The 26,790-nt window shown below is 39.3% G+C and carries 22 protein-coding genes, 1 rRNA gene and 1 riboswitch; of the genes, 5 read left to right on the top strand and 18 right to left on the bottom strand.

The features are described from left to right. Positions 1 to 75 (bottom strand): 16S ribosomal RNA (locus HNR53_RS21090); the annotation flags it as partial. 377 nt (positions 76 to 452) lie between these two features. On the opposite strand from HNR53_RS21090, the gene HNR53_RS21085 reads away from it, so the two are divergent. Beyond that, positions 453 to 1,289, top strand: a complete 837-nt coding sequence (locus HNR53_RS21085; protein ID WP_184529813.1) for an SDR family oxidoreductase — start codon at positions 453 to 455, stop codon at positions 1,287 to 1,289. 93 nt (positions 1,290 to 1,382) lie between these two features. On the opposite strand, the gene HNR53_RS21080 is transcribed toward HNR53_RS21085, so the two are convergent. From HNR53_RS21080 to HNR53_RS21010, 15 genes are all read right to left on the bottom strand, one after another. Further along, entirely contained in the window at positions 1,383 to 2,711 is a 1,329-nt protein-coding gene (locus HNR53_RS21080) for an NCS2 family permease (protein WP_184529811.1), read from the bottom strand. 198 nt (positions 2,712 to 2,909) lie between these two features. Beyond that, positions 2,910 to 3,011: riboswitch (purine riboswitch) on the bottom strand. Between the two features lie 85 nt (positions 3,012 to 3,096). Continuing rightward, the gene (gene guaA, locus HNR53_RS21075; protein WP_184529820.1) at positions 3,097 to 4,635 is read right to left on the bottom strand and encodes a glutamine-hydrolyzing GMP synthase; all 1,539 of its coding nucleotides are present in this window, start codon (positions 4,633 to 4,635) and stop codon (positions 3,097 to 3,099) included. 262 nt (positions 4,636 to 4,897) lie between these two features. Beyond that, the gene (locus tag HNR53_RS21070) at positions 4,898 to 7,090 is read right to left on the bottom strand and encodes a transglutaminase-like domain-containing protein (protein ID WP_184529809.1); all 2,193 of its coding nucleotides are present in this window, start codon (positions 7,088 to 7,090) and stop codon (positions 4,898 to 4,900) included. After that, positions 7,087 to 8,304, bottom strand: coding sequence for a DUF58 domain-containing protein (locus HNR53_RS21065; protein WP_184529807.1), 1,218 nt, complete (start codon positions 8,302 to 8,304; stop codon positions 7,087 to 7,089). Before HNR53_RS21065 ends, HNR53_RS21070 begins: the two co-directional genes overlap by 4 nt. Beyond that, a complete protein-coding gene (locus HNR53_RS21060; protein WP_184529805.1) occupies positions 8,301 to 9,242 on the bottom strand; it encodes an AAA family ATPase in 942 nt (313 codons plus the stop codon). Before HNR53_RS21060 ends, HNR53_RS21065 begins: the two co-directional genes overlap by 4 nt. A 214-nt stretch (positions 9,243 to 9,456) precedes the next feature. Beyond that, positions 9,457 to 10,569 (bottom strand): 3D domain-containing protein, encoded by a 1,113-nt coding sequence (locus tag HNR53_RS23540; RefSeq protein WP_184529803.1) that lies wholly within the window; start codon positions 10,567 to 10,569, stop codon positions 9,457 to 9,459. Positions 10,570 to 10,889: 320 nt separating this feature from the next. Continuing rightward, a complete protein-coding gene (locus tag HNR53_RS21050) occupies positions 10,890 to 11,507 on the bottom strand; it encodes a class D sortase (RefSeq protein ID WP_184529793.1) in 618 nt (205 codons plus the stop codon). A 139-nt stretch (positions 11,508 to 11,646) separates the two neighbouring features. Next, positions 11,647 to 12,915, bottom strand: coding sequence for an LPXTG cell wall anchor domain-containing protein (locus HNR53_RS21045; protein ID WP_184529791.1), 1,269 nt, complete (start codon positions 12,913 to 12,915; stop codon positions 11,647 to 11,649). Positions 12,916 to 12,947: 32 nt separating this feature from the next. Beyond that, a complete protein-coding gene (locus HNR53_RS21040; protein ID WP_184529789.1) occupies positions 12,948 to 14,141 on the bottom strand; it encodes a hypothetical protein in 1,194 nt (397 codons plus the stop codon). Positions 14,142 to 14,626: 485 nt separating this feature from the next. Further along, complete coding sequence (locus HNR53_RS21035; protein WP_184529787.1) at positions 14,627 to 15,595, bottom strand: MBL fold metallo-hydrolase; 969 nt, start codon at positions 15,593 to 15,595, stop codon at positions 14,627 to 14,629. 184 nt (positions 15,596 to 15,779) lie between these two features. Then, positions 15,780 to 16,028, bottom strand: coding sequence for a hypothetical protein (locus tag HNR53_RS21030; protein WP_184529785.1), 249 nt, complete (start codon positions 16,026 to 16,028; stop codon positions 15,780 to 15,782). A gap of 200 nt (positions 16,029 to 16,228) precedes the next feature. Then, a complete protein-coding gene (locus HNR53_RS21025; protein ID WP_184529783.1) occupies positions 16,229 to 17,629 on the bottom strand; it encodes a nucleoside recognition domain-containing protein in 1,401 nt (466 codons plus the stop codon). 4 nt (positions 17,630 to 17,633) lie between these two features. Continuing rightward, on the bottom strand, positions 17,634 to 18,323 hold the full coding sequence (locus HNR53_RS21020) for a FeoB small GTPase domain-containing protein (protein ID WP_184529780.1): 690 nt from the start codon (positions 18,321 to 18,323) through the stop codon (positions 17,634 to 17,636). Between the two features lie 2 nt (positions 18,324 to 18,325). Next, positions 18,326 to 18,568 (bottom strand): FeoA family protein, encoded by a 243-nt coding sequence (locus tag HNR53_RS21015; protein ID WP_184529778.1) that lies wholly within the window; start codon positions 18,566 to 18,568, stop codon positions 18,326 to 18,328. A 196-nt stretch (positions 18,569 to 18,764) separates the two neighbouring features. Then, positions 18,765 to 19,175: an acyl-CoA thioesterase gene (locus HNR53_RS21010; RefSeq protein ID WP_184529776.1), complete on the bottom strand. Its 411-nt coding sequence runs from the start codon at positions 19,173 to 19,175 to the stop codon at positions 18,765 to 18,767. Between the two features lie 375 nt (positions 19,176 to 19,550). Between HNR53_RS21010 and HNR53_RS21005 the strand changes: the two genes are divergently transcribed. Continuing rightward, complete coding sequence (locus tag HNR53_RS21005; protein WP_184529774.1) at positions 19,551 to 20,909, top strand: arsenic transporter; 1,359 nt, start codon at positions 19,551 to 19,553, stop codon at positions 20,907 to 20,909. Positions 20,910 to 21,418: 509 nt separating this feature from the next. Beyond that, a complete protein-coding gene (locus HNR53_RS21000; protein WP_184529772.1) occupies positions 21,419 to 21,835 on the top strand; it encodes a DUF1284 domain-containing protein in 417 nt (138 codons plus the stop codon). A gap of 137 nt (positions 21,836 to 21,972) precedes the next feature. Here the strand turns inward: HNR53_RS21000 and HNR53_RS20995 are convergent, their stop codons facing one another. Both HNR53_RS20995 and HNR53_RS20990 read right to left on the bottom strand, forming a co-directional pair. Beyond that, a complete protein-coding gene (locus tag HNR53_RS20995) occupies positions 21,973 to 22,740 on the bottom strand; it encodes a CsxC family protein (RefSeq protein WP_184529770.1) in 768 nt (255 codons plus the stop codon). A gap of 200 nt (positions 22,741 to 22,940) precedes the next feature. Further along, complete coding sequence (locus tag HNR53_RS20990) at positions 22,941 to 24,134, bottom strand: DUF7852 domain-containing protein (protein ID WP_184529768.1); 1,194 nt, start codon at positions 24,132 to 24,134, stop codon at positions 22,941 to 22,943. A gap of 448 nt (positions 24,135 to 24,582) precedes the next feature. Between HNR53_RS20990 and HNR53_RS20985 the strand changes: the two genes are divergently transcribed. Beyond that, complete coding sequence (locus HNR53_RS20985) at positions 24,583 to 25,287, top strand: CsxC family protein (protein ID WP_184529818.1); 705 nt, start codon at positions 24,583 to 24,585, stop codon at positions 25,285 to 25,287. A gap of 259 nt (positions 25,288 to 25,546) precedes the next feature. Continuing rightward, positions 25,547 to 26,773, top strand: a complete 1,227-nt coding sequence (locus HNR53_RS20980) for an ATP-grasp domain-containing protein (RefSeq protein ID WP_184529766.1) — start codon at positions 25,547 to 25,549, stop codon at positions 26,771 to 26,773. Positions 26,774 to 26,790: the final 17 nt, after the last annotated feature.

The raw sequence follows: 26,790 nt of genomic DNA, 5'->3' as shown, positions 1-26,790 counted from the left end.
AAAAGTCCGCTCGACTTGCATGTATTAGGCACGCCGCCAGCGTTCGTCCTGAGCCAGGATCAAACTCTCCAATAAAGAGTATGAGTTAGCTCATATATTTGTGTTGTTATTAACAACAAGAATTAACGTTGACGTTTTTGTTTGTTTAGTTTTCAAAGAGCAATTTATATGCCGCTCAAAGGCGACTATATTAATTTACCACATCACTTTCAGAAAGTCAACAACTTTTTAAAAGTGATTTTATCTGCCGCGATTTCATTTTCATACCGTCTCGCAGCGACGTTCATTAATATATCAGGTAATTATATAAAGGTCAACCTTTTCTTTGAAATAATTTGGACATTATACTTACTGCGAAAATCATTCCTAGATTGTACACTACAATTAAATTCAATTTTATTTATCCTGATTTCAGAAAACAGTAAGTATCAATAATAGAAAAGGTGATGCTCATGAACAATAAGATAGCTATTGTAACAGGTTCATCAAGTGGATTTGGTATGTTGAGTGCAGTAGAATTGGCTTGCGCAGGCTTTATTGTTATAGCCGCTATGAGAGATGTAAAAAAGTCGGCACCTTTATTGGAACTCGCAAAGAAAAAACATGCAGCGGAAAATATTCGTGTGTCTTCACTGGATGTTACATCCGCCGAATCAATCGAACAGTTTAGATCCACGCTTAAAGAACTTTCATCAGTTGATGTGCTTGTCAATAATGCAGGATTTGCCCGCGGCGGGTTTAGCGAAGAACTTACAGTTGATGACTACCGTTCACAATTTGAAACAAATTTTTTCGGAGTGATTGCAGTTACTCAAGCTGTTCTTCCTTTCATGAGAGCTAGAAAGCAAGGCAGAATTATCAATGTAAGCAGTATTAGCGGGAGAATCGGCTTTCCTGGATTATCCGCTTACGTCTCCTCCAAACATGCACTTGAGGGATACAGCGAGAGCTTAAGGCTGGAGCTGAAGCCGTTTGGAATTGATGTCTCCCTGATAGAGCCAGGTTCCTACCAAACTAATATCTGGTCGGGTATGGGTCAAATTAAACTAAGGGAAACATCACCTTACCTTCCCTATATGAAAACCCTAATAAATAAAATTGAAAGTGGAAAAGCAGACCACGGTGATCCTTTAGAAGTAGCTAAGCTGGTCGCTTCAATCGCAGCCCAGCCTGCAGTGCCAAATCTCCGTTATCCTGTAGGGAAGGGGGTTAAAAAAAGTATTCTCCTCAAAACCCTGCTGCCTTGGAAACGGCTCGAATCCGCTATCCTTAAAAAGTTACGTCCATAGCAATTGATTTGACTTATACTTTTCTCTGCATCACATCTGCATAAAAAAGAACCGGCATAAATTCTCCAGCCGGTTCTTCATCAATGAACGTATTTATTTTAAGAAGATAAAATACAAAATAAAGATAATAAAGAACAAATACATAATAGGACTGATTTCTTTGCGGCGTCCGCTGATAATCATGGTAATCGGGTAGAATATGAATCCGACCGCAATCCCTGTGGCAATGCTGTATGATAAAGGCATTGTAATCATTGTTAAAAATGCTGGTACTGCCACTTCGAATTTTGGCCATTGTATTTTCCCCAAAGAAGAAACCATCAATACACCGACGATAATCAAAGCTGGTGCTGTTACTGCTGATGTGACAACCTCCAATAACGGGAAGAAGAACAATGACAATAAGAAACATGCCGCTGTTACCAGTGATGCAAATCCAGTACGCGCACCTGCGGCTACACCGGCAGATGATTCTACATAGGATGTCACCGTAGATGTACCTAAAATTGACCCTGAAACAGAAGCAATGGAGTCAGAAAGCAAGGCATTACCTGCACGCGGCAGTCTATTGTTTTTTACAAGCCCTGCCTGATTCGCAACCGCTACTAAGGTTCCCGCATTATCAAAGAAATCAACAAACAGGAAGGTTAAAATGATCCCCATCATTGTTGTTGTATAAAATGCCGGGTCATTGAATGATGTGAATACTTGACCAAAAGTTGGAGCAATACTCGGTACTTGATCAACGATTCCTGACGGCTTATGAATCAACCCGAAAATCATTCCTACAATAACCGTAATAATCATTCCATAAAAAACGCCGCCTTTAACTCCCTTGGTCATCAAAATGACCGTAACTAAAATTCCAAAGATAGAAAGAAGTGTATTCGGCTCGGTTAAATCACCAAGGCCTACAAGAGTCGCGTCATTTTTCACGATAATTCCGGAGGTTTGCAGCCCAATAAACGTAATAAACAAACCTATCCCAGCACCTATCGCATACTTTAGTTCTTCGGGTATAGCATTAATCAGTTTTTCGCGAAGCCCTGTTAAAGTTAATATTAAAAAGAACATACTTGAGATAAATACAGCGCCAAGAGCGTGCTGCCATGGAATGCCGCTTCCAAGCACTACCGTATAACCGAAAAATGCATTCAAACCAAGTCCTGGCGCAAGCGCAAGCGGGTATCTGGCGATCAATCCCATGATGATCGATCCAATTGCCGCAGATAATGCCGTTGCTACAAATACAGCACCATAATCCATACGAAGTGCATCGGGTAAATCCGGAATATCGGCTAAGGTTAGCGTAATTGGGTTTACCACTAAAATATAAGCCATTGCAAGGAATGTTGTTAATCCGCCAAGTATCTCCTGGCGATAACTTGTTCCAAGCTCTTCAAATTGAAAATACTTCTTCATGAAGCTCCTCCTATAGTTAGTCATGTGTAAGATGACTTTTGATAAACATGAATTTTTTCGTCATAGTAATTAGTATGTATAATACCCACGAATCCGCGCTATAACGCATCATGTTTTCACAAAATAAAAAGAGCACCCCGATAGCATATCGAAGTGCTTGACCACAATAATGAGAAATATTCCAGACAGACGTCACGAATCTCCTCATCATCAACTCGTAGTCAAGCTATTTACGGCAGCTTGGTAGAAACTTTTGGGCCATATCCCCAAGATTATACGAAGTTATTTTAAAATAATATTACAAAAAACATTGTACCACAGGCTCTAGAGGTGTCAATAGAAAAAGCGAACAATTACTATGTTCACTTTTCCATTGTTCGCATATTTATTCCCACTCAATTGTTACAGGCGGCTTGCTTGTTATATCGTATACAACTCTATTTACATGAGCGACTTCGTTGACAATCCTTGTAGAAATCACTTCTAATACTTCCCAAGGAATACGTGCCCAGTCAGAAGTCATCCCATCAATAGATGTGACAGCACGGATGCCGATTGTATAATCATATGTGCGTCCGTCTCCCATTACACCGACACTGCGGATGTTCGGCAGGACAGTAAAGTATTGCCAAATGTCACGTTCCAAACCTGCATTTTTAATTTCTTCACGCAAAATATAATCTGACTCACGCACAATCTCGAGCTTATCTTCCGTAATCTCACCAAGGACACGAATACCAAGACCAGGTCCTGGGAACGGCTGGCGCCATACGATTTCATCAGGAATGCCAAGTTCTGTTCCAACTGCACGTACTTCATCTTTAAAAAGCGTGTTTAGCGGTTCAATTAAGGTAAACTCCATATCCTCAGGCAGTCCGCCTACATTGTGGTGAGATTTGATTGTTTGTGCAGTAGCTGTACCACTCTCAATGACGTCAGTATAAAGCGTACCCTGCGCCAAATAATCAATGCCTTGAAGCTTTTTCGCTTCATCATCAAATACATAAATAAATTCATTACCGATAATTTTACGTTTCTTCTCGGGATCATCGATGCCCGCTAATTTCGAAAGGAAACGCTCTTGTGCATCCACTTTGATCACTTTCATTTTGAAGCCTTCGGCAAAAGTTTTCATAACACTATCCGCTTCACCTTTACGAAGCAAACCATTATCGACAAAAATACATGTTAATTGATCTCCGATTGCTTTATGGATCAGAACGGCTACTACTGATGAGTCTACCCCGCCGCTAAGCGCACAAAGGACTTGCTTATCACCGACAGTCTGACGGATTTTTTCCATTTCAATCTCAATGAAATTCTCCATAGACCAATTGCCTGTACAGCCGCAAACAGAAAACACGAAGTTTTTCAATAATTCATTTCCATAAACGGAATGGCGTACCTCTGGGTGGAATTGAACAGCATAAAGGTTTCTTGATGCATCGCTCATAGACGCAATTGGACATGAAGCACTTGTAGCATCAACAGTAAAACCAGCAGGTGTTTCTACGACCAAGTCACCATGGCTCATCCAAACAATCTGCTCTTTTGGAAGTTCACCGAACAGCTTAGAGTCCGTTTTCACTTGAATTTCTGCCTTACCATACTCACGATGTGCCGCTGGTTCAACTTTCCCGCCGAAATGCTGTGTCATCAGCTGCATACCATAGCAGATGCCCATGATTGGCAGACCAAGGTCAAAAATGGCTTCGTCACAACGAAAAGCATTTTCGTCATACACACTGTTAGGACCACCAGAAAAAATAATTCCCTTTGGATTCATTTGTTTAATTTCTTCAGCTGTGATTGTGTGCGGATGCAATTCACTATACACGCCGAATTCTCTGATTCTTCTTGTAATTAATTGATTATACTGACTTCCGAAATCAAGAACGACAACTATTTCTTGATTCTCTAGCATGGCCTTCCCCATCAGATTATTCACCCCATCATCATTTAATAACTTTAGTTTTCTCTAAAAAATAAAAATATATTTTTTCTGTTAAAACTACAAACAATACAAATAAAGAATCCCCCTTCCCGCTTTCGAGAAGGCAGAATTCTTTAATGCTCGTTCTCTGTCCTCACAGTAAAATCGCTAATCATTCAATTCGTACGGAATTCATACACGAAGGAATATTTTGTATTTCCGAACAATATTGTAGGACAGGTTAATTTTCAGGTCAAGCTATTGTCCTTTTTATTAAATATTCCCATAATTCCATCATTTCACTCCAACTACCCATTTCCACTCCCGTTCCATAGAGATACTGCTCATATCGAACTGTTAACATCGTCATTTCATCCGTGGAAAAATGCTTATCAATCATTAAAGCGTACTCTCTTAATGTTTGCCCCTTGTTCCGTTTTAGTCCACAACGCTGCAATTGTTTTAGTAAAATCACATACGCTTCAGGAAAACTTTCATCATTAACAGCGCGTTTAAAGCGCCAAATATAATAGTACGGAAGCCATTTAACCCGGAAGCGGAAAAGAAGAAGAACGAGAACCGCTGCGGTGATTCCAGCTGCGGCAAACCATTTCCAGGAACGTTCCGCGGCACCTTTCCAATTATGCCAAATTTGTTCAGAAGAATGGTCCTCCTCGGTTTTTGTTTTCTCCAGCGGCTGCTCTGCCTCCTGCTTTGGAGCGTCTTTCTCCGGTGTTGGCTCAGTGTTTTCCGCAGGATTTTTACCTTGCTCATCAGATTGAAATGAGACATGATTGGAAAACCCCGGAGTCGGTTCAAACGAAACCCAGCCTGCATCAGGGAAATAAACTTCCACCCACGAGTGGGCATTATCATTTGTAATTTCATACAATTGCAGATTCCTGTTCGATCCGTTGAATTCCCCTGCTGTATATCCCTTCACCCACCTTGCCGGGATATCAATCGATCGCAGCAGCGCAGCCATCGAAGAAGAGAAATTATCGCAGTATCCCCGCCTCGATTCAAACAAGAATTGATCAACATAGTCTTCATTCTTACCGGGAATTTGTACATCCTTTGTATCATAAGAAAAATGGCTTCCCTGTAAATATTGCTCAATCGCTTTCGCCTGGTCAAACCAATTATCTTTTCCGGCTGTTATTTCTTCGGCCAATTCCCTTACCCTGTGCGGAATTGTCTCAGGCAGTTGAGTGTAGCGATTCATAAAATCCCGGCTGATCCCGGAAGCATTTTCGACAGATGTTAAGTCACTCTTTTGATAGGCTGCTTTTTCAAAGGTTACGGAATAGCTTGGCAAGGCCACCGATTGTGAATCATCAACCGAATAGATTTTTTCTAAAGCAGGATCGAATTTAAATTCTGCATGATAATCTGATTGAATGCTTTTGACACCTAGCGGATAGATGATATGCGGGTAATCTTTTAGTTGATAAACAAAGCTTGTCTCAGCCTTTTTGTCTCTTGTATTCCTTGCAGCAAAAGAAGATACAGGAGTATCACTGTTTTGCGAAAAAGAAATCGCCTCTGCATCCTGAATGGATTGGATCCACCCTTTACCTGTATAGACATCCTTCGTTTCCACCTTCCAATAATGGCTTGATTCCACTTCAGTGCGAAAAACAACCGTGCTGTCTCCTGTAAAAGGACCACCGAGCCTCGAATCATCTGTTCCATAGCCAACACGCTGAACAGCGGCATGTTGATTCCCTTCTGTCTGGCTGCTTAAGCCTTGCATATAAGGAACGGGATCAGGCCAAATCGGCGCCTGTTTCGGCAGGGCAAATCCAAGCATAACACTTAAACTAAGCAGGACAGCTAAGGGGAACAGCCATTTACGAAAGGAAGTGAATCCCCCGTCCATGCCTTCACTTTCCCTCATCCGGTAAAAAAGAAGAACACCTAAACACAAGAAACCAATGATCACTGTTCGGACAATCGAATTTGCTGCTTCATACGGAGTAAAGGTATCCAAAACTGTAATATAGGCAATCGTCATAATAAAAAACAAGAGAATTCTCCTGCGCTGAATCAGCCAATAATGAAGCAGATAGGTCATCAGCCACAGCAGGATGAATAATAGCAGACTGCGAAAAAGATTCGATACTTCTGGTATATTAGCAGAAAATATGAACGCGATATTTTGCTGGATGTCTTGGAAAAACACCATCACCCAGTCAAGCTGCAGGAAACTGCCTTCAAAATAGAGCCAATGAAGCAGATACATGATGACCATTCCTTTGGCAGCAAGACTCCATATTAATGGAGTTCCGAGATAAGTAAGCAAAAAGGAAACTGCGAGAAAAACGATAAATACCCATATATTCGCAGTATCCGTCAAAACCTTAACCGGCCAGATCCACTCCGTTACTAATACAAATCCGAAACAATACAATAAGAAAGAAGCAAAGCCGTGATGATACCTCATTCTTTCACCGCCTTTTTCATTCCGGCAGACGGCAGCGGTCCATAAACGAATTGCACACTTATCCCTCTTGTCCGTGCCATTTCCATCATCGATATTTCCAGTGCAGTGACATGCTCTGTTGTACTTTTAATGACAAAAATGGTCACAGGGCATTTTCTTACAGTAAACGCCCGAGCAGCCTTAACGAGTTCCGCTGATATTTGCGCCGTAACTAGCAATAAAGGTACCTTTTGCTGCAGCAAATAACGGTCAGTACTGAGCACCTGTGCAAATGATAGCGGACACGTATCTTTCATTTTCGCTAAATGATAGAACAGCTGCCTATGACTGCTCTCGCCTCCCTGAGGCGGAAGGACAACGCATTTCTCACTGATAGACATAAAGCCCACTCTTGCCCCTCTGCGCAATGCATCATGCCCGATTGAAGCAGTATACTGGACTAGCAGTTCGAAAAACATGTGCGGGGTACAATCGAGGATCAGCAGCAAATCCTGCGATCTACTCTGTTCAAATTCCTTCATCATAATTTCGCTGCGCTTCGCTGATGCCTTCCAGTTAATCCAAGATAACCTGTCCCCCGGCTGATACTCTCTGATCCCGACAGCCATAGTGGTATCCCGCTGTAAGCGGTCATTGACCACCATCGCATCTTGCTCAAAATCATTTTCTCCCGCTTTGTATACCCATTCGCCGTAAGCCGGATACACCAATATTTTATCCTCACTTTCTATAACCGCTTCCTGATGAATCAACCCCAGCACATCACTTGTTACAAGCCTTAGCGATGAAAAACCATGCTCACCCCTTGGTAGTTTTTCCAGGCGGTAATTGAAGCTGAAACTCTTACGAAAACCGGGATAAAGGAAGACTTTGTTTCCTTTTCGCAAAACATGTTCTGATAGTTCCATTGTGAAACAATCTTCCACAATCAGAAACAAAAGAGGATAGAAGGAATTTCTTTTTAACGTCACCGTTACAGTTAGCGATTCATTTGCATGAAACTCCCGTTTTGGGAAGTGCCTTTCAATAGAGAACTTTCCAATTGGATAAAACGCGAGGCATACGGCATAAAGCGCAAAAGGCAAAAAGCTGTAAAACAAAAACCAGCTGACAAATCCCCCTTGGAACATCGCATATGAAAAGGTGGAGAGGATTAACAACACTAAAATGAATAACTTCCAGACACTGCGAACGACCTGGAATTTATTTCTCATCTTTTCACCCTCTGAATCGGAACCGATACAAGCTCCATCATATGTTCGATGATTTCATCTACTGATATCGAGGCAAATTTCGCTTCCGGGTTCAAAACAATGCGGTGTGTGAATACCGGTCGTACTAACGATTGAATATCATCTGGCAGGACAAAATCACGTCCCGCAATAAAAGCTTTAGCTTGAGCTGCTTTCATTAACGCAATGGAACCGCGTGGACTTACTCCTAAATAAATACTGCTATGATTTCTCGTCTTATGGGCCAGTTCAATCATATACCGCTTGATCGATTCCGAAACAAAAACCTCTTTAACCTGCCCCTGTAATTTTCGTAACTCCTCTACGGTAATGACAGGCTTCAATTCATTGATCGGCGGCTCTTTCTGCACCCGATTCAATATCTCTATTTCTTCCGCAAAATCCGGATAGCCCATCTCTAATTTTAATAGAAATCGATCGAGCTGGGCCTCAGGAAGCGGATAAGTTCCCTCATACTCAATTGGATTTTGCGTTGCCATTACAAAAAAAGGTGATTCCAAACGGTGGGTAACTCCATCAATCGTGAGGCTCTTTTCTTCCATTGCCTCCAGTAATGCGGACTGCGTTTTCGGAGAAGTACGGTTAATCTCGTCAGCAAGGATAATATTCGACATCAGCGGGCCGGGTCTGAATTGAAACTCCAGTTCCTGCGGATTGTAAATCGAAACACCTGTTACATCAGAAGGCAGCAGGTCGGGCGTAAATTGAATTCTCTTAAAATCAGCTCCAATTGACTTGGCCAGCGCTCTAACCATCATCGTTTTGCCGACACCCGGTACATCCTCAAGCAGCACATGCCCCTCCGCCAGTAACGCGGTTAAACTTAATTCAATTGTATGGCGCTTACCAATCATCACTTTTTCTATATTATGAATAATCCGTTCAATGATAGGATTCATATTAATTCCTCCTAATAAAAAGCTTCTTCAATCCTCTATCAATATATAGCATTTCTATGTTATATTCTATCAATTCCAGTTGTTACCTGTCGTTGTTTTTAGATTTTTCTTAAAATTTCTCTACGACAACAAAGACCCAACATTGAAATCCATAAAAAATGCCTGACTCCATCGTTGTTCCAATTGAACAGACCCGAAGTCAGGCATCATTTATTTAGTCTAAGATTACTACTTTCACTGTTTTACGTCCCCATGCCCTGGCATCAGCACCAGACGGCATCAGTACATCGATTTTATGTCCTTTAATCGCTCCGCCAGTATCCCCGGCGATCGCTTCACCATAACCCTCAACCCATACTCTTGACCCTAACGGAATAACAGATGGATCCACAGCAATTAATTTCGTATTAGGATTTGCTTTAATATTATGACCTGTGGCAGTCATGCCGGTACTGGACTCTTCATGACTGTAAGCAGTTGCTGTCACATACAGCTCTTTTCCACTTTCTGCATTTGAATTAACTACAGCAGGCTGCACCGCTGTTGGCTGTGCCACTCGATTAACCCTTGCTTCTGCTTCTTGTCTTTCTTGTGCAATCCTCTGCTGCGCCTGAGCAAGCTGTGCTTGAATAGTAGCTTTCTCTTGCTCGGCAAGCGCCAGTTCATTTACAACTTTATTATACTTTTCCTGAACAGCTGCGACCATTTCCTGTCTTTTTTGCAAATTTTGTTCTAAACCTGCTTGTGCAGCAGCTAATGTTTGATATTGTTGATCTAACTTTTTCTCCTGCTGATCAATCGCTGCCTTCTCTTGTTCGATTTTATTTAAATCATCCTTTTGCTGCTGCAGCAAATCTTTATCAGCGCTGATCAGTGTCGAAACGGCTGTGGCTCGTTGAATCAAATCATCTACACTTTTCGCATTAAGCAGCATTTCAATAATAAGACTGGCATTATCCGTGCGCTGAAGAGAAACTAGTCTTTCCGCCATAACGCCTTTTCGGGCAAGAACCTTATCCTCTAATACAACGATTTCTTCTTTCTTCTTTTCTATCTCTGCTTTAATAGTTGTTATCTCTTTTTCAACGACTGCCATACTATCTTTATTTTTTGTTACTTCATTTTCAACGGACTTTAACTCATTTTGCAGATTTTGCAATTCTTTTGTAACATTCGCTTTTTCAGTTTGTTTTTGGTTAATCAATTCAGCTTTTTGTTGTAGCTCACTACCAGCTGCTTGACTTGTTTCTGCATTTGCCATGATTGTAGTCGACAGCATAATCATGCTTGCGATTGAAATAGCAACTACTCTCTGTATAAAACGCATAAAACAACCCCTTTCTCATGTTTAATTATGCCATAAGAAAACAGCTGTTAGATTACAAGACTATTAAATTCTCAATACAATTCTCGACGTTTATTAAAAAAGATCGTACTTTTCGACTGTCTAATTTGAAAAATATGACAAATGGGGGCATCCTTTACTACATGGAATTTGCGAAGAAGCGGGATATTTTCCGTAATTTGGAATGTTGGATAGCTTGGAAGTGTCAATATGACAAGAAAGAAAAAAATATGACAAAGAAAGTATAAGAGGAGGAAAACAATTCTCCATTGAAAAAAATTCTTCGCTCCTCGACTTTTCAGTTAGTTTTTTAGGAGTGCAGCAAATTCACTGCCATCCAGCGTTTTTTCTTCGACTAATTCACTAAACAGAACAAGTCTTTGGGCATCTGAATATTCAGGATAACAAGTAATTAGAGTCACGACTGATTTTCCTTTTATCGGATTCACAACATCTACATTGGTTGGCTGAACAATTTTTTTATCAAATACTTGATAGGTTAGAACTTTGTTTCTTGCGTAGACAACAATCTTATCATCATTTTCTACCTCATCTAAACGGTTGAAAAACTTTCCAAATGTATAAGAACGATGGCCGACAATTACAAAGTTATGATTTTCCTTGCCTAATTCATATAACGAAGCACTGAATGGAAGATGACCGACAGCAAACTTAATATTGTTCTGATCAGCTCCTTCTACCATGGCTGTTTTTAAACCAATTTTATCAATTTCAAGCATCCCGATGGTTTCGCCTTTTTTGACCTCCGTGGAGGCATCATCCGGATTATCCGCGAGATTAAGCTGTGTATACTCTTCCATCATTCTCTTTTGTTCCAAATAGGTCTGCACCTTCGCATAAGCAACAAATAGAAAGATTGCTATTCCTATAATTAAAAAGAGATTCCCCAATTTCTTCATGTTCTTAATCACTCCTTCACTTCAAAAAAAGGAGGGTGATGAGCCCTCCCAACCAAAATTTCTTATACGCAATGATTCAGATGAAAAAAAGTGAAAAATAACCAATTAATTATGCAATATGAAGTTTCCCGAAAATTAATTACGCACGATTAAGTTTTCTGAAAACGAATCCTAATACCATAATTAAACTTGCAGCAATTAATAGGATAGAAGTATCGAACGCAGAACCAGTTTTCGGTAATGAATTGTTCACTTTGTTATCAGATAACTTAGTTCCGTTGTCTTTGCTTCCATTATCAGTTTTTGGGTTGGTAGTCCCATTGCCGCCGTTATTGTTTCCACCGTTGTTATTTCCATCAGTATTGCCGTTGTTTCCACCATTATTGTTACCATCGTTGTTGTTTCCACCGTTGTTGCCGCCGTTGTTATTACCGCCAGTGTTACCAGTGTTTTTAGGAACATACTTTTCATCTTCTAAAACGCCTGCATGTAAATCACCAACAATTGGAGTACCTTTTGTATCAACAACAGCAACGCCGCCGTGAGTCCAAGTGTAATCTTTAGTCTCAATTGATTCCTTTTCAAGTACGCCTGCATGTGCGTCACCAACGATAGAACCGTTGATATCAACATTTACTACACCTTGGTAAGTTTGAGTGTAGTCTTTTGTTTTAACTTCTTTCGTTTCAAGAACACCTGCATGTGTATCGCCAAGTAATTGAGAATCAGTTAAGTCAGCTTGAACTAACCCTTTAGTGTTCATAGTACCTTTAGTTGTTTCAACTTTTGTATCACCAAGTACGTCTACATCAACATCGCCAGTAATTGGTTTTAAAAGATCACTTTGAAGGTTAACGTTTAACAAAGCAGATTTTTCATACTTTTTAACGCTGCCATCAAATTGCACATCTCCTGTAACTGCAACTGGTTTGTCAGGAATAATGGTATCTGCTGCTGAAGCCGCTGTTGCAGCATCTGCTTTCGTTACAGTTCCTGCTACACCTGTAACTGTGTCAAGAACTGGTGCTGCTAATCCTGCTGCCCCCGTAACTCCACCGACTGTTCCAAGTGCTGTTCCAACTACTCCATCAGCTACTCCTGCTACTTGTACAGCCGCTGCTGCTACTGTACCAATTGCAGTATCTTTAGCGCCTACAACTTGTGTTGCTGCAGCTACTGCTGTTCCACCAACTACAGGAACACCTTGAACTACTGGTGCTGCACCTACTACAACTCCATTTACAGCGTCATTTAAACTTGAAACTGCTCCAATTGCTGCTCCGCCTACTTGTGTAACCGGTCCTGTTGGTTCAGCTGCAGATGCACCTGTTCCTGCCAATAATAATCCAGCGGTTACTGCTCCAGTGAATACAATACCTTTTAACGATTGAACAATGCTTTTTTTCATGTTTATTTCTCCTTCTTCTTAAAATTATTTTTTTATGCTATTAAGAAGAAGGCAGCTTTCGGTGGATCGCCTGGTGGTGATGTTTGCCATTGATCGGAAAATTCATCAGATCTATTGATTACTTGGCTGCATGTCTCTATTTCTTTAAGATAATCGACTGCCAAATATCCGGCTAAACCTGTAACACCACTTGAATTAGCAGTACCGGCATTCCCGGTACTTCCTCCAGTAGATACGCTGCTTTGAGCAACGGAACCTGCTGAAGATACTAGTTTAATAGTATTTGAATCCGATTCATTTACTTGATTTATTATCTCTTTATATTTATCTAACTCGTTTTCTTTTTGTTGATTCAAGACCGTACTATTGCCGGCATCAGCCAAATTTGCAATGGCCAGGACATTCTCACTTAACGAAAGTTCTTTGCTATCCTTACTGCCAACTGCTGATTGATCGCTGCCATTTTTTTCAATAGAAGAATTAATGCCTTGTCCAGATGGCGATGCAGGATTCACCTGTTCAGCAAAATGATTATTAGTACCAGAAATTACATTAGAGATAGGATCATCGCTAAAATTCGCCAGCTTAACCCTTTGTAGACCACTCTTTTTGCTGTATTCCCCTACCCCGACACGTTTGTTTCCAAGCATTGAGTCTTTCGATTCAACAACTAAAAGGCTAGTGGAAATATTAGCTTTATCAGATGCTCCGCTCTTGTTTCCCTCGAGAACTCCAACGTGTGTTTGACCTAAAAGGGCACTATCTACATCAAGAGATACTAATCCGGATGAAGCATTGTCTTCACCCTGTTGGTTAGTTTTAAGCACTTCCAGGTTCACATCACCTAAAAGTTCGGAATTCTTAATTTCTACTCCTAATAAACTATTTTGTGATGAGGTTGTATTGTCCGAAACTGATTCAACTTTTCCCCCTGCAAGTAAATCAACTTTAACCTCTCCAACAACAGGCAAACCTAAGCCGATACTAAGCAGTCCACTGCTCTTTTCCTGATCCGTTATGGATACTTCAGGTGCTAATCCAGCCACCTGTACCTCAGTATCTGTATCAGATTCTGCTGCTAGAGACTCTAATTCTTGCACGGTTTCAGATAGAACATTCGTCCATTCTACAGGAAGCAGTGGTTTCTCATTTTCTTCTGCCTGAACAATAGCAGGTGCCGCAATCATCAATGAAACGAATAGTGCAGAAATAAATCCCTTTTTCACTCCTCTCACCTCCCCCCATCCAAAATATTACAACACATACATTATAGTGACAAAATTCGCATAATAAATCAATAGGTTACAAATAGTTCAAAAAATTGTAACATTGCAAATTAATTAATTGGACCCAATCTTATACACTGAATTACATAACTTAAGTATTGGTATAAAGCGGTTTTCATACCTGCTTTATCCGTCTCTATTTCTAATTGGCTACATTTTCACTATATGTGTAGTATTAGCCGTAATAATATCTAGGTATATCATACTGTTTTTTTTAATATTAAAAACAAAACTGTAATATAACAGTATTTGACAATTCGCTAAAAAAATAGTATTTTACATTGATTGGCGAGTCCAAACAGATTAGCAAAAGCCGGCATCGTTTCAAAACTCTTCCCTACTGAAATTTTATCCTTTCCAGCACAGAAAAAAAACCCCTTTTTCCGGGGCTGTTTTAAAATCTTTCCGAATCAGGGATTTAAAGTTCAATCTATTAAATAGTAATAATATTCTCCATTCTTTATTTTACTCTGCACTTTACCGATGGATTCAAGGTAAATTAAACGTGAGATGGTTGTCATTAATGGGGCAAAAAACTTATATATACTAAGTTCCCCATAAATATCCTGATATATTTGTCCTGCGGGTTTTGCTTCATCCTTTATCGACTCAAAGATTTGCTGCATTCGGCGTATGTGTCCTGATTTAATTGCTGCTGCCCGTGCCGGAAGATCTTCAATCAACCCGCCATGCCCTGGAAGCACAAGTTTCACCTTAAGCCCGCTGACTAAATCTAATGAATCAAAATAATCCTGCAGCGGATTTAGGTCATCAGCAGACCAAACTGCTATAATCGGAGATATTTCATCCAATACATGATCCCCTGCTACTAATATCTGCCTTTCCGGTTGATAAAAACAAATATGATCGGGTGCATGCCCCGGAGTCCGGATCACCTCATAGCTATCATTACCAAGCTTTATTTTTTCATTATTTTCGAATATAACATCCGGTTCGAAATCATATGATTTTGACTCTGACATTAAAAGGTCTTCTGAAATTTCAGGTCCCCCGTGCTGTTTAAAAAAGTGACACATCCATTGACCTGATTTCAAATTCCGAACTCTTTGAACTTCCTTATAGCATAAACCTGACATATGAACAGGTGTACCGTATGTTTTTTGAAACCAGCCGGCAAGACCTATATGATCAGGATGTGTATGGGTAAAGATTAGCTTCTCCACTTTAATCCCGGCATCCATTACCTGCTCCCATATCGCAATGGATTCCTTTGCGCAGCTTCCTGTATCTACCACCGTAAAGCCGTTATCACCTTTAAATAGATAGCAGTTTACCTGCCGCATTCCAAAAGGAAAATGGACCGACAGTTTATAAATATCTTCCGCTACCTTTTCCAGCATCGGAATTTGTAATAACTTTTCCGAATTCCTCATTTGTTCGACTTCCTCTTATTATCTGATTTTTTGCATATATCTGTTATTTCTCATCATATCACACATCATGAACAAACTAAAATAAAAGACTTTTCATTTGTCACTTGGACCCATGAATAGTCTTTTTTGTTATTCTCCTATCCTGTAAAAGCATAAAAAAAGAATGACCCTGTTAGTCATTCGTTTAAGCGTATACATTATTCAATTCTGTTTTAAAATAAACCCGATAAAATGTGTCTTCGCCGCAAGTCATGACCACATGATTAACGTATTCACAGCTTAAATATCTGTTGTCTTCATTTATCATGCTATAATAGGAGCCTTCAGGATTCTCACAGTTTTCAATAAAGAATGAAATAATTTCTGCATTATAAAATTCGTGCTCCACAATTATTGTTTTACTTTCAGTATCAACAATTTGCAACCGATACATACAGAATTTACACCTCCAAAGAATTCGCACCAAATATATTGTATTCTAAAAAGCACGAAAACCTTTATGATATTTATCACTGACGTCATTACTTTCCAAAGATATAAGTTGCCAATACTTAGTGCAAATATGCATTTAAAGATATTTTCATTGAAAAAGGGGTCAGCTGCATGCTTATTGCAAATGCTGACCCCTATTCATTACACCCATCCCATGAATCGAACCAATTGAGCTGTCAAGAAAGTGACGAGGAAAGCAATTCCTGTTGGAATCATAAAAGACCAAAAGGTCCATTTTATGCTTTTTGTTTCCTTATAAATATTAACCAGTGTTGTGCCGCATGGAAAATGCAGCAAGGAAAATAGCATCATATTAAGAGCTGTTAACCAAGTCCAGCCGTTATTTAGAAGTATTTGTTTTAAACCCTCAATCCCCTCTACATCTATTAATGCCCCGGTTGATAAATACCCCATCAACAGAATCGGGAGGACAATTTCATTGGCCGGCAGTCCGATTAAAAAAGCCATTAAGATATAACCATCTAAACCAATTGCCTGCCCTAACGGATCTAAGAAGTATACGATATGCAATAGAATACTAGTGTCCCCTAACTGAATATTAGCTAAAACCCACGTTAGGATTCCGGCTGGGGCCGCAACCTTTACCGCCCGCTTCAGAACAGATAAAGATTTCGTTAACGAAGAGCGGATGACCGTATCAAAAAATTTAGGTTTTCGATAAGGCGGCAGTTCTAAAGTATAATGCGTTGGCACACCCCTTAAAGCCGTTTTAGAAAGTACCCATGAAACGAGAAACGTAACGATTATCCCGAACAATACGATGCCAACAATGACCGATGTTGTCACTAAAGATTGCATCCCGCCTGTAAAGCCGGCGGCCATAAATAGGGATGCCAAAACAATCAGAGTTCCCCACCGGCCATTACAAGGAACAAAATTATTGGTCAGAATAGCCAGCATTCGCTCACGGGGAGATTCAATAATTCTGGAGGACATCACTGCTGCTGCATTACAGCCAAATCCCATGGCCATCGTCAATGATTGCTTTCCGTGCGCCCCTACTGTTTTAAATAAGCGATCCATATTAAATGCCACACGCGGCAAATAGCCATAGTTCTCAAGCAGGGCGAAAGCAGGGAAAAAGATAGCCATCGGCGGGAGCATTACACTAATCACCCAGCATGTTCCCCGATACAATCCTAAAACAAGAACACCATGAAGCCAATCAGGAGCATTTAACGCGGTAAAGGCTAAGGTCAAATACCCCTCAATCCAGCCAAAGAAACTGGCTATCATCGCAGAAGGTACGTTTGCACCTGCAATCGTTAAATAAAAGATAATCCCCAGCATGATAAGCATAATCGGAAAGCCCCAAATGGGAGATGTAAAAATCGCATCTAATCGATCCGTTCTTTGATCATGCTTTGTTTTTGTAAAGTTCACGCTTTCTTTAATGAATTCATTGCTTTTTTTATAAAGTTGTTCGACAATTTTATCGCGGACAACTGGAGTAGAAAGATGTTCCGCCTGCAATAACAATTCTTGTATTTCATTCTGTTTTTGATCTGCGGCAATATCCATCCCATTACACCTCCATATGCATGATTTTCTGCTCAATTTGCTGTAAAAGTTCTCGATCCCCATCTAACAGCCGCAGCGATAACCATCTTGCCGGAAATTTTTCACCCGCAATTTTTTGCACCTTTGGTAATAATAATTCGATTTTCCGCTCTGTTTCTTCATCGTAAACCATTTGATGCGGAGTACATTGAACTGCCCCAGATACGATACGGTCAATCGTATCAAGCAGCATGGAAATTCCGGATTTATTCCTGGCTGATATTTTAATGACAGGAACACCTAAGCGTCTCATCAATCGTTTTTCATTGATTTTTATGCCTAATTTCTCCGCCTCATCTATTAAGTTAATGCAGATGATGACACGATTGGTCATTTCCATCACCTGCAAAGCTAAATTCATATTTCTCTCAAGTGCCGTAGCATCCAGAATAACCAATGTAACATCAGGCTTTTCGAAAATAATGTAATCACGGGCAATCTTTTCATCGAATGAATTGGAAAATAAAGAATAGGTCCCCGGTAAATCAATCATTTCATATGTGTTATTTTTGAAAGAAAAAGTGCCCGTTTTCAAATCCACCGTTTTCCCGGCCCAATTTCCAGTATGCTGTTTTAATCCAGTTAACAAGTTAAACAGAGTGCTTTTCCCTGTATTAGGATTGCCTGCAAGAGCAATACGGAAGGACTCATTCATAACTAAATCAGCTCCCCTTGGATTCTTAAACTTTCTTCCTTTCTTAATGCAATGGAGGTTTGGCTTACCCGGAATGCAATAGGATCACCTAAAGGACTTTTTCTAATGACCTCAACAATTGCGCCGGGCACAAAGCCTAAATCGAGCAGTCTCCTTCTCATAATACCGTCTATTTCCAAATGGGTAATGCGAATAAAATCACCCTTATTCCCCTCAAATAATTTTATAATTTTGGACAAAGCCATTCCTCTTTCCTCCCCGCTTATTTTTTGCCCTTACTCAACATTTTATTTTTTATCATATGAACCTATTACCATATTGTCAATGTTATTTTCTAGGACAAAGTAAAAAGCCGCAGCAGTTTTTTATCATTTCTAAATAAAAAACGAGACTGCCCTGTTGATTCAGGACAGCCTCCAATACTTCTTTATCCCAATTTCATTAAATCGAAACAGGCTCAAGATGTTTCGCTAATTCTGTTTTGATAAACTCTGGTATCTTTACTGATTTACCGGATTCACGGTCGACAAACACATTTGTCAAACTTCCTTTAGCCACAAGTACATCCTCTTTGTAAAAGCCAAAAGATAGAGTATAGGAAGAATTTCCGATTTTAGATATGGAGACTCGTACCTCCAGTTCGTCATCATATTCAATATTTCCCAGATAATTGCACTCCACATGCACACGCGGTATATCTAAACCTAATGTAATAATCTTTTTATACGAATATCCGATACGTCTAAAGAAATCATGATCCATAATTTCAAAATAACGGAAAATGGCACTGTAATGGATTCTTCCTGACGCATCTGTATCAACAAATTGAATGCGAATTTTTTTTGTAATCATTGCCTTTTAAGCCCCCTTTTCTCAAAATAAATTGGATGAAGATATGCGTTGCGAAGAACGTTGAATCTGTATTTTCTCTTCGTAACTATTTAGCAAGATTGTATGATACTTTTAGGTGAAATTAAACTTGAGAATATTCGTAATTATATCAATCAAACTTAACGACGGATAGCCTTACACGTATAAACCATTGACTTGTGCGTAAGTTAGGTTAATTACTGCTAGAGGACATCTATCTCTAGTAAACAATCATACATATTAGTCAAATTGAGACTATCAACTATCTCCTTCTCCAGGAAAACGAATATACATATCATTAACCGGACATGCATGGAGATATGCCCTGCTTCCGTGAAAAAGGGAAGGAGAAGAAGTATGACTATTCAGTTTAGCTTCACCATTTTTGTCTTTATCGCCACCATACTTGTGATCTTTTGGCGGCCGAGGGGGATTAATGAGGCCTATCCGGCAGCCATTGGCGCAGGAATCATCTTTCTGACAGGGACTGTATCCCGAGCCGATATTGCTGATATTATCGATAAGATTGGAGGTGCTTCCATAACGATTATGGCCACCATCGTCATGGCGGTCATATTAGAAAGCTTTGGCTTCTTCCACTGGGCCGCTGCCAAGCTGGCAGCCTTAGCGAAAGGTTCAGGATATCACCTTTACTGGTACGTTCAACTGCTGTGTTTCCTTATGACCCTATTATTCAATAATGATGGGAGTATCTTAATCACAACACCAATTCTCATATTACTTTTGAAAAATCTGCAGTTAAAACCCTATCAGCAAATCCCATATTTATTGAGCGGTGCCCTCATCGCTACGGCATCCAGTGCCCCAATCGGTGTCAGTAATATTGTCAATTTAATCGCATTGGAAATTATTGACATGACACTGTATATGCATACTACCATGATGTTCGTACCCGCAACCATTGGATTAGTGTTCATGTCATGGCTCATGTTTATTGTAGTAAAAAAGAAGCTGCCGAAGAGATTACCCGATTCTGCTTACGATATCGAGGAAGTCTTTTTTACAAAAAATTTCCACCCATTAAAGGAAACGAAAATGTCGTTAGAAACAAAGCAGAAGCGCACAAAATTTATGATGAAAATATTGCTGTTTGTCTTTCTCATGCGCTGCCTGTTGTTTGTCGCCTCGTTTCTTTCTATCCCCATTTACATTGTTGCCGTGCTGGGTTCTGTTACCTTACTCATCTGGCGTTGGTACCACCTGCGTACGAACCCGGTTGACATCTTGAAAAAGACTCCTTGGCACATTCTCATCTTTGCCTTTTCGATGTATGTCATCATATACGGTCTGCATAATCTCGGGTTAACTGAAATGCTTGTTGCGTTCTGTGAACCGATTGTCAGCGGAAGCCTCTTTAATGCCAGCTTTATCATGGGAGGATTGGTTTCCTTCCTGTCAAACTTCTTTAATAATCATCCAGCCTTGATGATTGGAACGATCACTCTTACAGAAATGGGCTTGGATCCCGTCGCATTAAAAACGATCTATCTTGCCAATATTATCGGAAGCGACATTGGTTCGTTATTGCTGCCAATCGGAACACTGGCGTCCCTTATCTGGATGTTTATCCTAAAGCAGCATAAGATTCACGTTCAATGGAAGGATTATTTAAGCGTCTCCTTAATTGTCATTCCCATATCCACCATTGTTACTTTGCTACTATTATTCTACTGGGTACAAATGGTTTTCGCCTAAAGACACATACCAATCAAGATTTATTCCCCAAAATACATTTCCCTCCATATTCATATTACAGACATCTAGATGATTACTTTCTGATAATCCTGTAACAGCATTTCAATGAAAAGGAGAAATAAAATGGTAAACAGCGAACGCAAAAAAAGAGGCAACCATGATCGCCCCTTCAACAAAACTTTTGTGTAAATAACTTCCTAAACACAAAGAAATACTTTTTTACCCACTATAAATATATATGCAAGGTAATGAAAAAATGAACTATGTACCGATAAAAATAGTGTGAGCAACGAAAAAATAATCATCGCAAGAAACGCTAATCAAATTTTTAACAAGTGAAGGATAAAACTTTTCCTTCACTTGTTTTATTGTTATTCACATTACAATCAAATTGGTTTGACCTTCCATATTTTGCTGTAATAAGCGAGGACTGGCGTGTTATAATAAATGAGTTAACCCATCATTTAATTTAGTTAACAATAGTCATTATGTATAATTGGGGGAATGTTATGTTTAGGCTGCGAGGTCATCATATTTTTTGCCTGCTAGGCTATCGGGGTATGGGCTATTCTCAAGAATTCGCTGAAAATATGACACTTTTGCATCAAAGCTTGAGAGACAATCCTAAACAATGGATTCAACTGGTAAGCGGACCTGATCAGCTGTGCGAGAAATACCCCAACTCTGGCGAATACCACTGTCAAGATAACAGTATTTATGAGATGGATGCCGCTATTTTAGAGAAATTAGGACTCAAAATCGGGCAATTTCTGAAGTGGGAGGAAATTGAAACGCACATCAAAAAGAATGTTATCCCCTCAGATATTCAAACCGTGTGTAAAAATTGCTCCTGGCGATCTTATGGGGTTTGTGAAGAAGGAATTCAAGAGGTCCTTGAAGGGAAGGGCTTAAGAAAGATAAAATAGCAGAAATGACACACATAAAAGAGAAGCTCCTTCATCAGCTTGTGATGAAAGAGCTTCTCTAAACAAAAACTTTACATTTTACGGTTATTAGTGGTCAAGAACGGACCTCGGGTGCTGTGAAATCCTATAATAAATTATTAGCCTTGTCCAAGAAGTCCGCTTGCTGCAGCTGGGATTACACGGTTTCCTGTTACTTCAAATTGTTGAACTTGTAATACTTTAAGAGCCAGATCAAGTACGATCTTTTCACGTAAAACGTTAAATGCAGCTCCCTGTCTTACTGGGGTTGGTGAAAAATCGAGTTCAAAGAAATTCGCACTGACTAACTCACCAAAAGGCTGTTCATTAAAGTTGACCAAATTTTGGAAGAAAAATTTATCGAGTCTTGTAGACAGATCATTTTTATCACTTAAAAATTGCGCTGCAGCATCAGTAGTAGCAGCAAGAATCGGAGGTGTAATAAAGTCTCCTGCAGTTAGTTCTGCAAAGCCTGAAAAAGGGATATGGGCTATTCTATCAACTAGTGGTGCATTACAAGAAGCTGAAGCATACTCAATATTTTTACGAATGGTCCCGGCAACAAATAATTTTGCTCTCGTTACATTAAAAAAGTCGGTACCTGGAATAGGTGCAAAGGAAACAGGTACGAGTTTCACTTGATTGAGTTCCACATTTTTATGAACTCTTTTAATCTCTGTAGCTGCAGGGTTAAGAGGAACATTTGCCTCAACTACAATTTGCAAAGTTCTCTCGGCTACGACGACTGGAACCTTAATCGTTGCTGTAGCAGGGACCTCAACACGACCTACGGGAGAATCGATAAGAAACTCCTGTTGTTGTGAAGGAACTGGACAAACCACTGGCTGCTGATTGGGCTGATTTTGAGCCCTTTTGTTACCACACATGAATAAATCATCCTTTCCATTATTGTATCTTAAATTTGTTACACTGTATCTTATTCTAAATAATGTAAACAAGCATAGGCATTGAGAGTGGTGAAACAACCTCTTTTTTAACTATATTTAGAAGTATTCATGACAAATATTAAAAAACCTACTAATGAAGAGTAAGTTCACCAGTAGGAGGGCAATTGATTGAATCCATTTTAAAGTGATTGAACTTGAACAGATTGCTCTTGAAGTAAATGAATCGATAATTCCAGTACGATAAATTGTTTTAGTTTAATTCTAGGGGTTTTATATTTTTCTTCGGAATTGAGAATATTAATATTATTATGGATCCTGGAATAAATTAATTTCCCATGTGTATCTTCGGGATAATAGGTTGTCGTACTATATTGAATGGTTTTAGTTTTCGACCCTTGTTGGTCAAGATCGTTAGGAAACACGAAGGATTTACCTTCGACGGAGCCAACAAGTGGCGGGTGCAGGAAATTGTCAACTTTCACGATACTGGTAAAGGGAATGGTTTTACTTATGGAATTTAGCAACCGTTCGGAATACTGACCATGATTTGCGTCTAATTCAAAAGCTGGATTGGAGTTTTTGGCAGGGTAAGGCTGAGGCACATGACTATATCTGCCGAAATTAAGTTTTCGTAAGTACATTGAATTCTTTTTTTTCATTGGATTTGAGGCTGATGGATTTAACACATAATTTGAAGTTTGCCGCTTTTCAAAAACATACTTAATATCTTGTGTAATGGTCCCTTCAAGCTTTATATTTCCATTTAAGGCCTTGTAAGAACCGTTTTCTAATACAGGAGAAAATAGGGAGGGTATAAATTTACAATTTTTCAGTTCAACTTTATTTGAAATTTCTCGTATTTCTTTTACCTTTTCCTCAAAAATTTCTTCATCTTCTAAACAAATTTCAATATTATATTTTCCAAGAATAACTGGAATTCTTACATTCAATAAATGAGAGAACATATCGGTTTTATTTGTTTCCAAATCATGGCCGTAACAAGTTTCTTTAGGGAAGAACCGTGGTTCCTCGTTAGGATCATTAAACTTCTTTGCAGAGCCTTGGCGTGTTTTTACTTTGTCATCCGAATCATGTATTTGTTGATCCGTTTCATTTCCAGCAATGGATTCAACATAAAAGGGCTGTTCTTGCTTACATTCTTCTGAAAGTGGCATAATTGACTGACCATTTCTCTCTAAAGTAGGGGATACTTCCACTATCACCTTATTTTGTTGGAGTGCAGAGGGATCCTCTTTTATATCTGTTTGTACGTTCTTACCAGGAGAAGGAGTCAGTTCTTTATCATCTGCCGTCTGTTCACCGGTATGGTTATAATGTTTTTCTTCAATAACAGCCTCTTCCACTTCGCCCATGCATTCCCATACAATCCGCTTTATCGGAAATCTCATCTTTTTATTCATTTGCTTAGAAATGATTTCCTCCATTTTCCTTCTATTGATCCATGGAGTTTGCATTGATTATTCAACTCCTAAATTACAAAATCCCGTTTTAATTATGTATGCTTTTTACTCATTAATGTGCACGAATACCGTGCTTAACCAAGGGGGGAAAACTTTTTCCATTTTCCCATTTTGGGTAAAAGTCCTATTATAGCAGCCTATTCTTTATGATAAACGCGGAATACATTAACAATGTAAAAAGAAGTATGTATTCTAAATATAAAAAAGAAATGGGGGTTTTTTTATGGGAAGTTGTGAATCAGAACATCATCCAGAGCATCAACATCTTTCCGTGCATCATCCCAAGCCAGAACACCCACCGGCCCACGGAGGTCCATGTCCAATCGAAACAAAGCAACAAATGCCATTAACGGGTATAACCACTAACACAGTTAAGCACACTAGAACCCCAACAATTAAGGTTCCGGTTGTATTGGCAGAGCCAACACTTCAAATTGTATTAGAGGCAGATATTAAACTTCATCCAGCCGCAACAGAAATTAAAAGAGTGAAAAAAAATGTATTTCTAAATCAGGTTGAACTTGTCCCAATTGCATTTACACGTATTGACAATACTGACTTTTTTTACGTGATAAAGGCCAAATTATTTGTAGCAGGGCATATTCGTAAAAATATAGAATATGCTACGCATGAATGTAAAGGAACCCTTCAAGATCGAATTGTAGATATTCCGTTTACTGGCTTTGCAGACCTGAATGGTGACTTATGTGAGTACAATAACGGATTTATTCAATTCCCCATTATAGGTTTGTCTGAAAGCGCCGAGGCTAATTTTCTAAATGATCGAACGATGTTAGATGCTCGCTTGGATAAAGCTTTCTTTCAAAATCTCGTCAAATACAATGAACAGCCTTATGGTGAGTTAATCAGTGCGAATTTCTTTGAACTTGACTTTTCACCGACTATGACACCTCCCAAGGGAACCTTTAGCAAGTTGCGGGAAAAAATCGTTTTGGACCTTACGGTAAAAGTATTACAAGTTCAACAATTCAAAATTATTGGTGCTCAACAAGTACTTCCTAAATCTGGTCATCACCTCCCATAAGTCCGTAACGAAGAAAAGGGGCTCTGTTTTTTTAAAAGAGCCCTCTTTCTTTGCCAACATGATTACTGGATCCATGTAATCCTTTTCTGCATATTTTCCATATTTCTAATTTACATATCTTAAGTATTATGACAATTGTCTAAGCAATTCGTGTCTTAAGAAAATATATTAGAAATATAAGTTGTCTGTTTTTTTAACTCAACAAAAGTGTTCATTCTAAGTCCTTCATCAAACCATCAAAGAAAGGATAACAAAGCTTATGCGAACCATTGTATTCATTGAAACAAATAAATCAGGATCTAGTAGAGAGGCAATTAAAGCTGCAGAACGACTCGGCTATTTTACGGTATTATTAACCAATAAAAAAAAGTTCATTGATCAAAGAACAGAATTCCCAGATGTCCATCAAATGATTCTAGTTGAATTATTTCACTACGATAAATTAAAAGAAACCATTATAACTTTGCAAAAACAAGGTAAACAAATAGGGTGCGTATTGAGCTTTGTACATTCTTACGTGTATTTAGCTGCAACCTTATCAGAAGAATTTTGTCCAGGTGTTGTTTCAAGTGATCCAATTTTTATCATGGAAAATAAAATATTAAGCCGCGACCTTCTCATAGACCTCCCAACTTCTCCTCATTATGCCGTTTATACTCCAGATCGTTCCTTAGAAAATTTTATTAATAAACACAAGGGCTATTTACCTCTTATTGTTAAGGCTCCCACATCTGCCGGTTCAAAGGATGTTCTGTTGGCGAATGACGAGAATCAGTTGAAGCTGGCAATACAAAAATTACTAAACCATCATGAACAGATTTTGCTGGAGGAGTATCTAACTGGCCCCCAATATTTAATTGAAGTATTAGTACACAATGGAAAAGTTCATATAATCGCAATTATCGAACAACAGATTACGTTTTTTCAACGGTTTATTGTAACAGGATACTGTTTACTGCGTGATCCCGAAAAAAGTTTATACGATAGTATCCTTGAGACAGTAACTTCCATCTTAGAAGTTTTTCAACTAAAAAATGGCGCCTGTCACTTAGAAATGCGCCTAGTAAATGGTGTGTGGAAATTAGTTGAAATCAACCCAAGGATTTCGGGCGGTGCGATGAATCGAATCATTGAAGTCGGATATGGAACTAATTTAGTAGAGGAAACCATTCAATTAATGTTAGGAAATGAGCCTTGTCTTACTAGAAAACACAGTAAGTTTGTATATGCACATTATTTAACCGTGGATTCAAAAGGAGTATTAATTAAGGTCACAGGGAAAAATCGGAGCTCTAAATATCCCGGTGTCGAAGAAGTGTATATCAAACCCCGACAGGGACAGATCTTACGTCCGCCTTTATCAATGGGGGATCGATACGGATACGTTTTAGCATCCTCCGATGAAAAAGAGGAAGCAATAAGAATTGCCGAGAAAGCAGCTAGCGAAATACGTTTCCATCTTGCTCCAATTGTAAATACGGAATGAAAAATCATGACTTTTAT

Origin of the sequence: Bacillus benzoevorans, from assembly GCF_014207535.1 — a bacterium.
Taxonomy (GTDB): domain Bacteria; phylum Bacillota; class Bacilli; order Bacillales; family Cytobacillaceae; genus Bacillus_BD; species Bacillus_BD benzoevorans.
The sequence above is the reverse complement of the archived record's forward strand: the minus strand, read 5'-3'. Positions and strand labels throughout refer to the sequence as shown.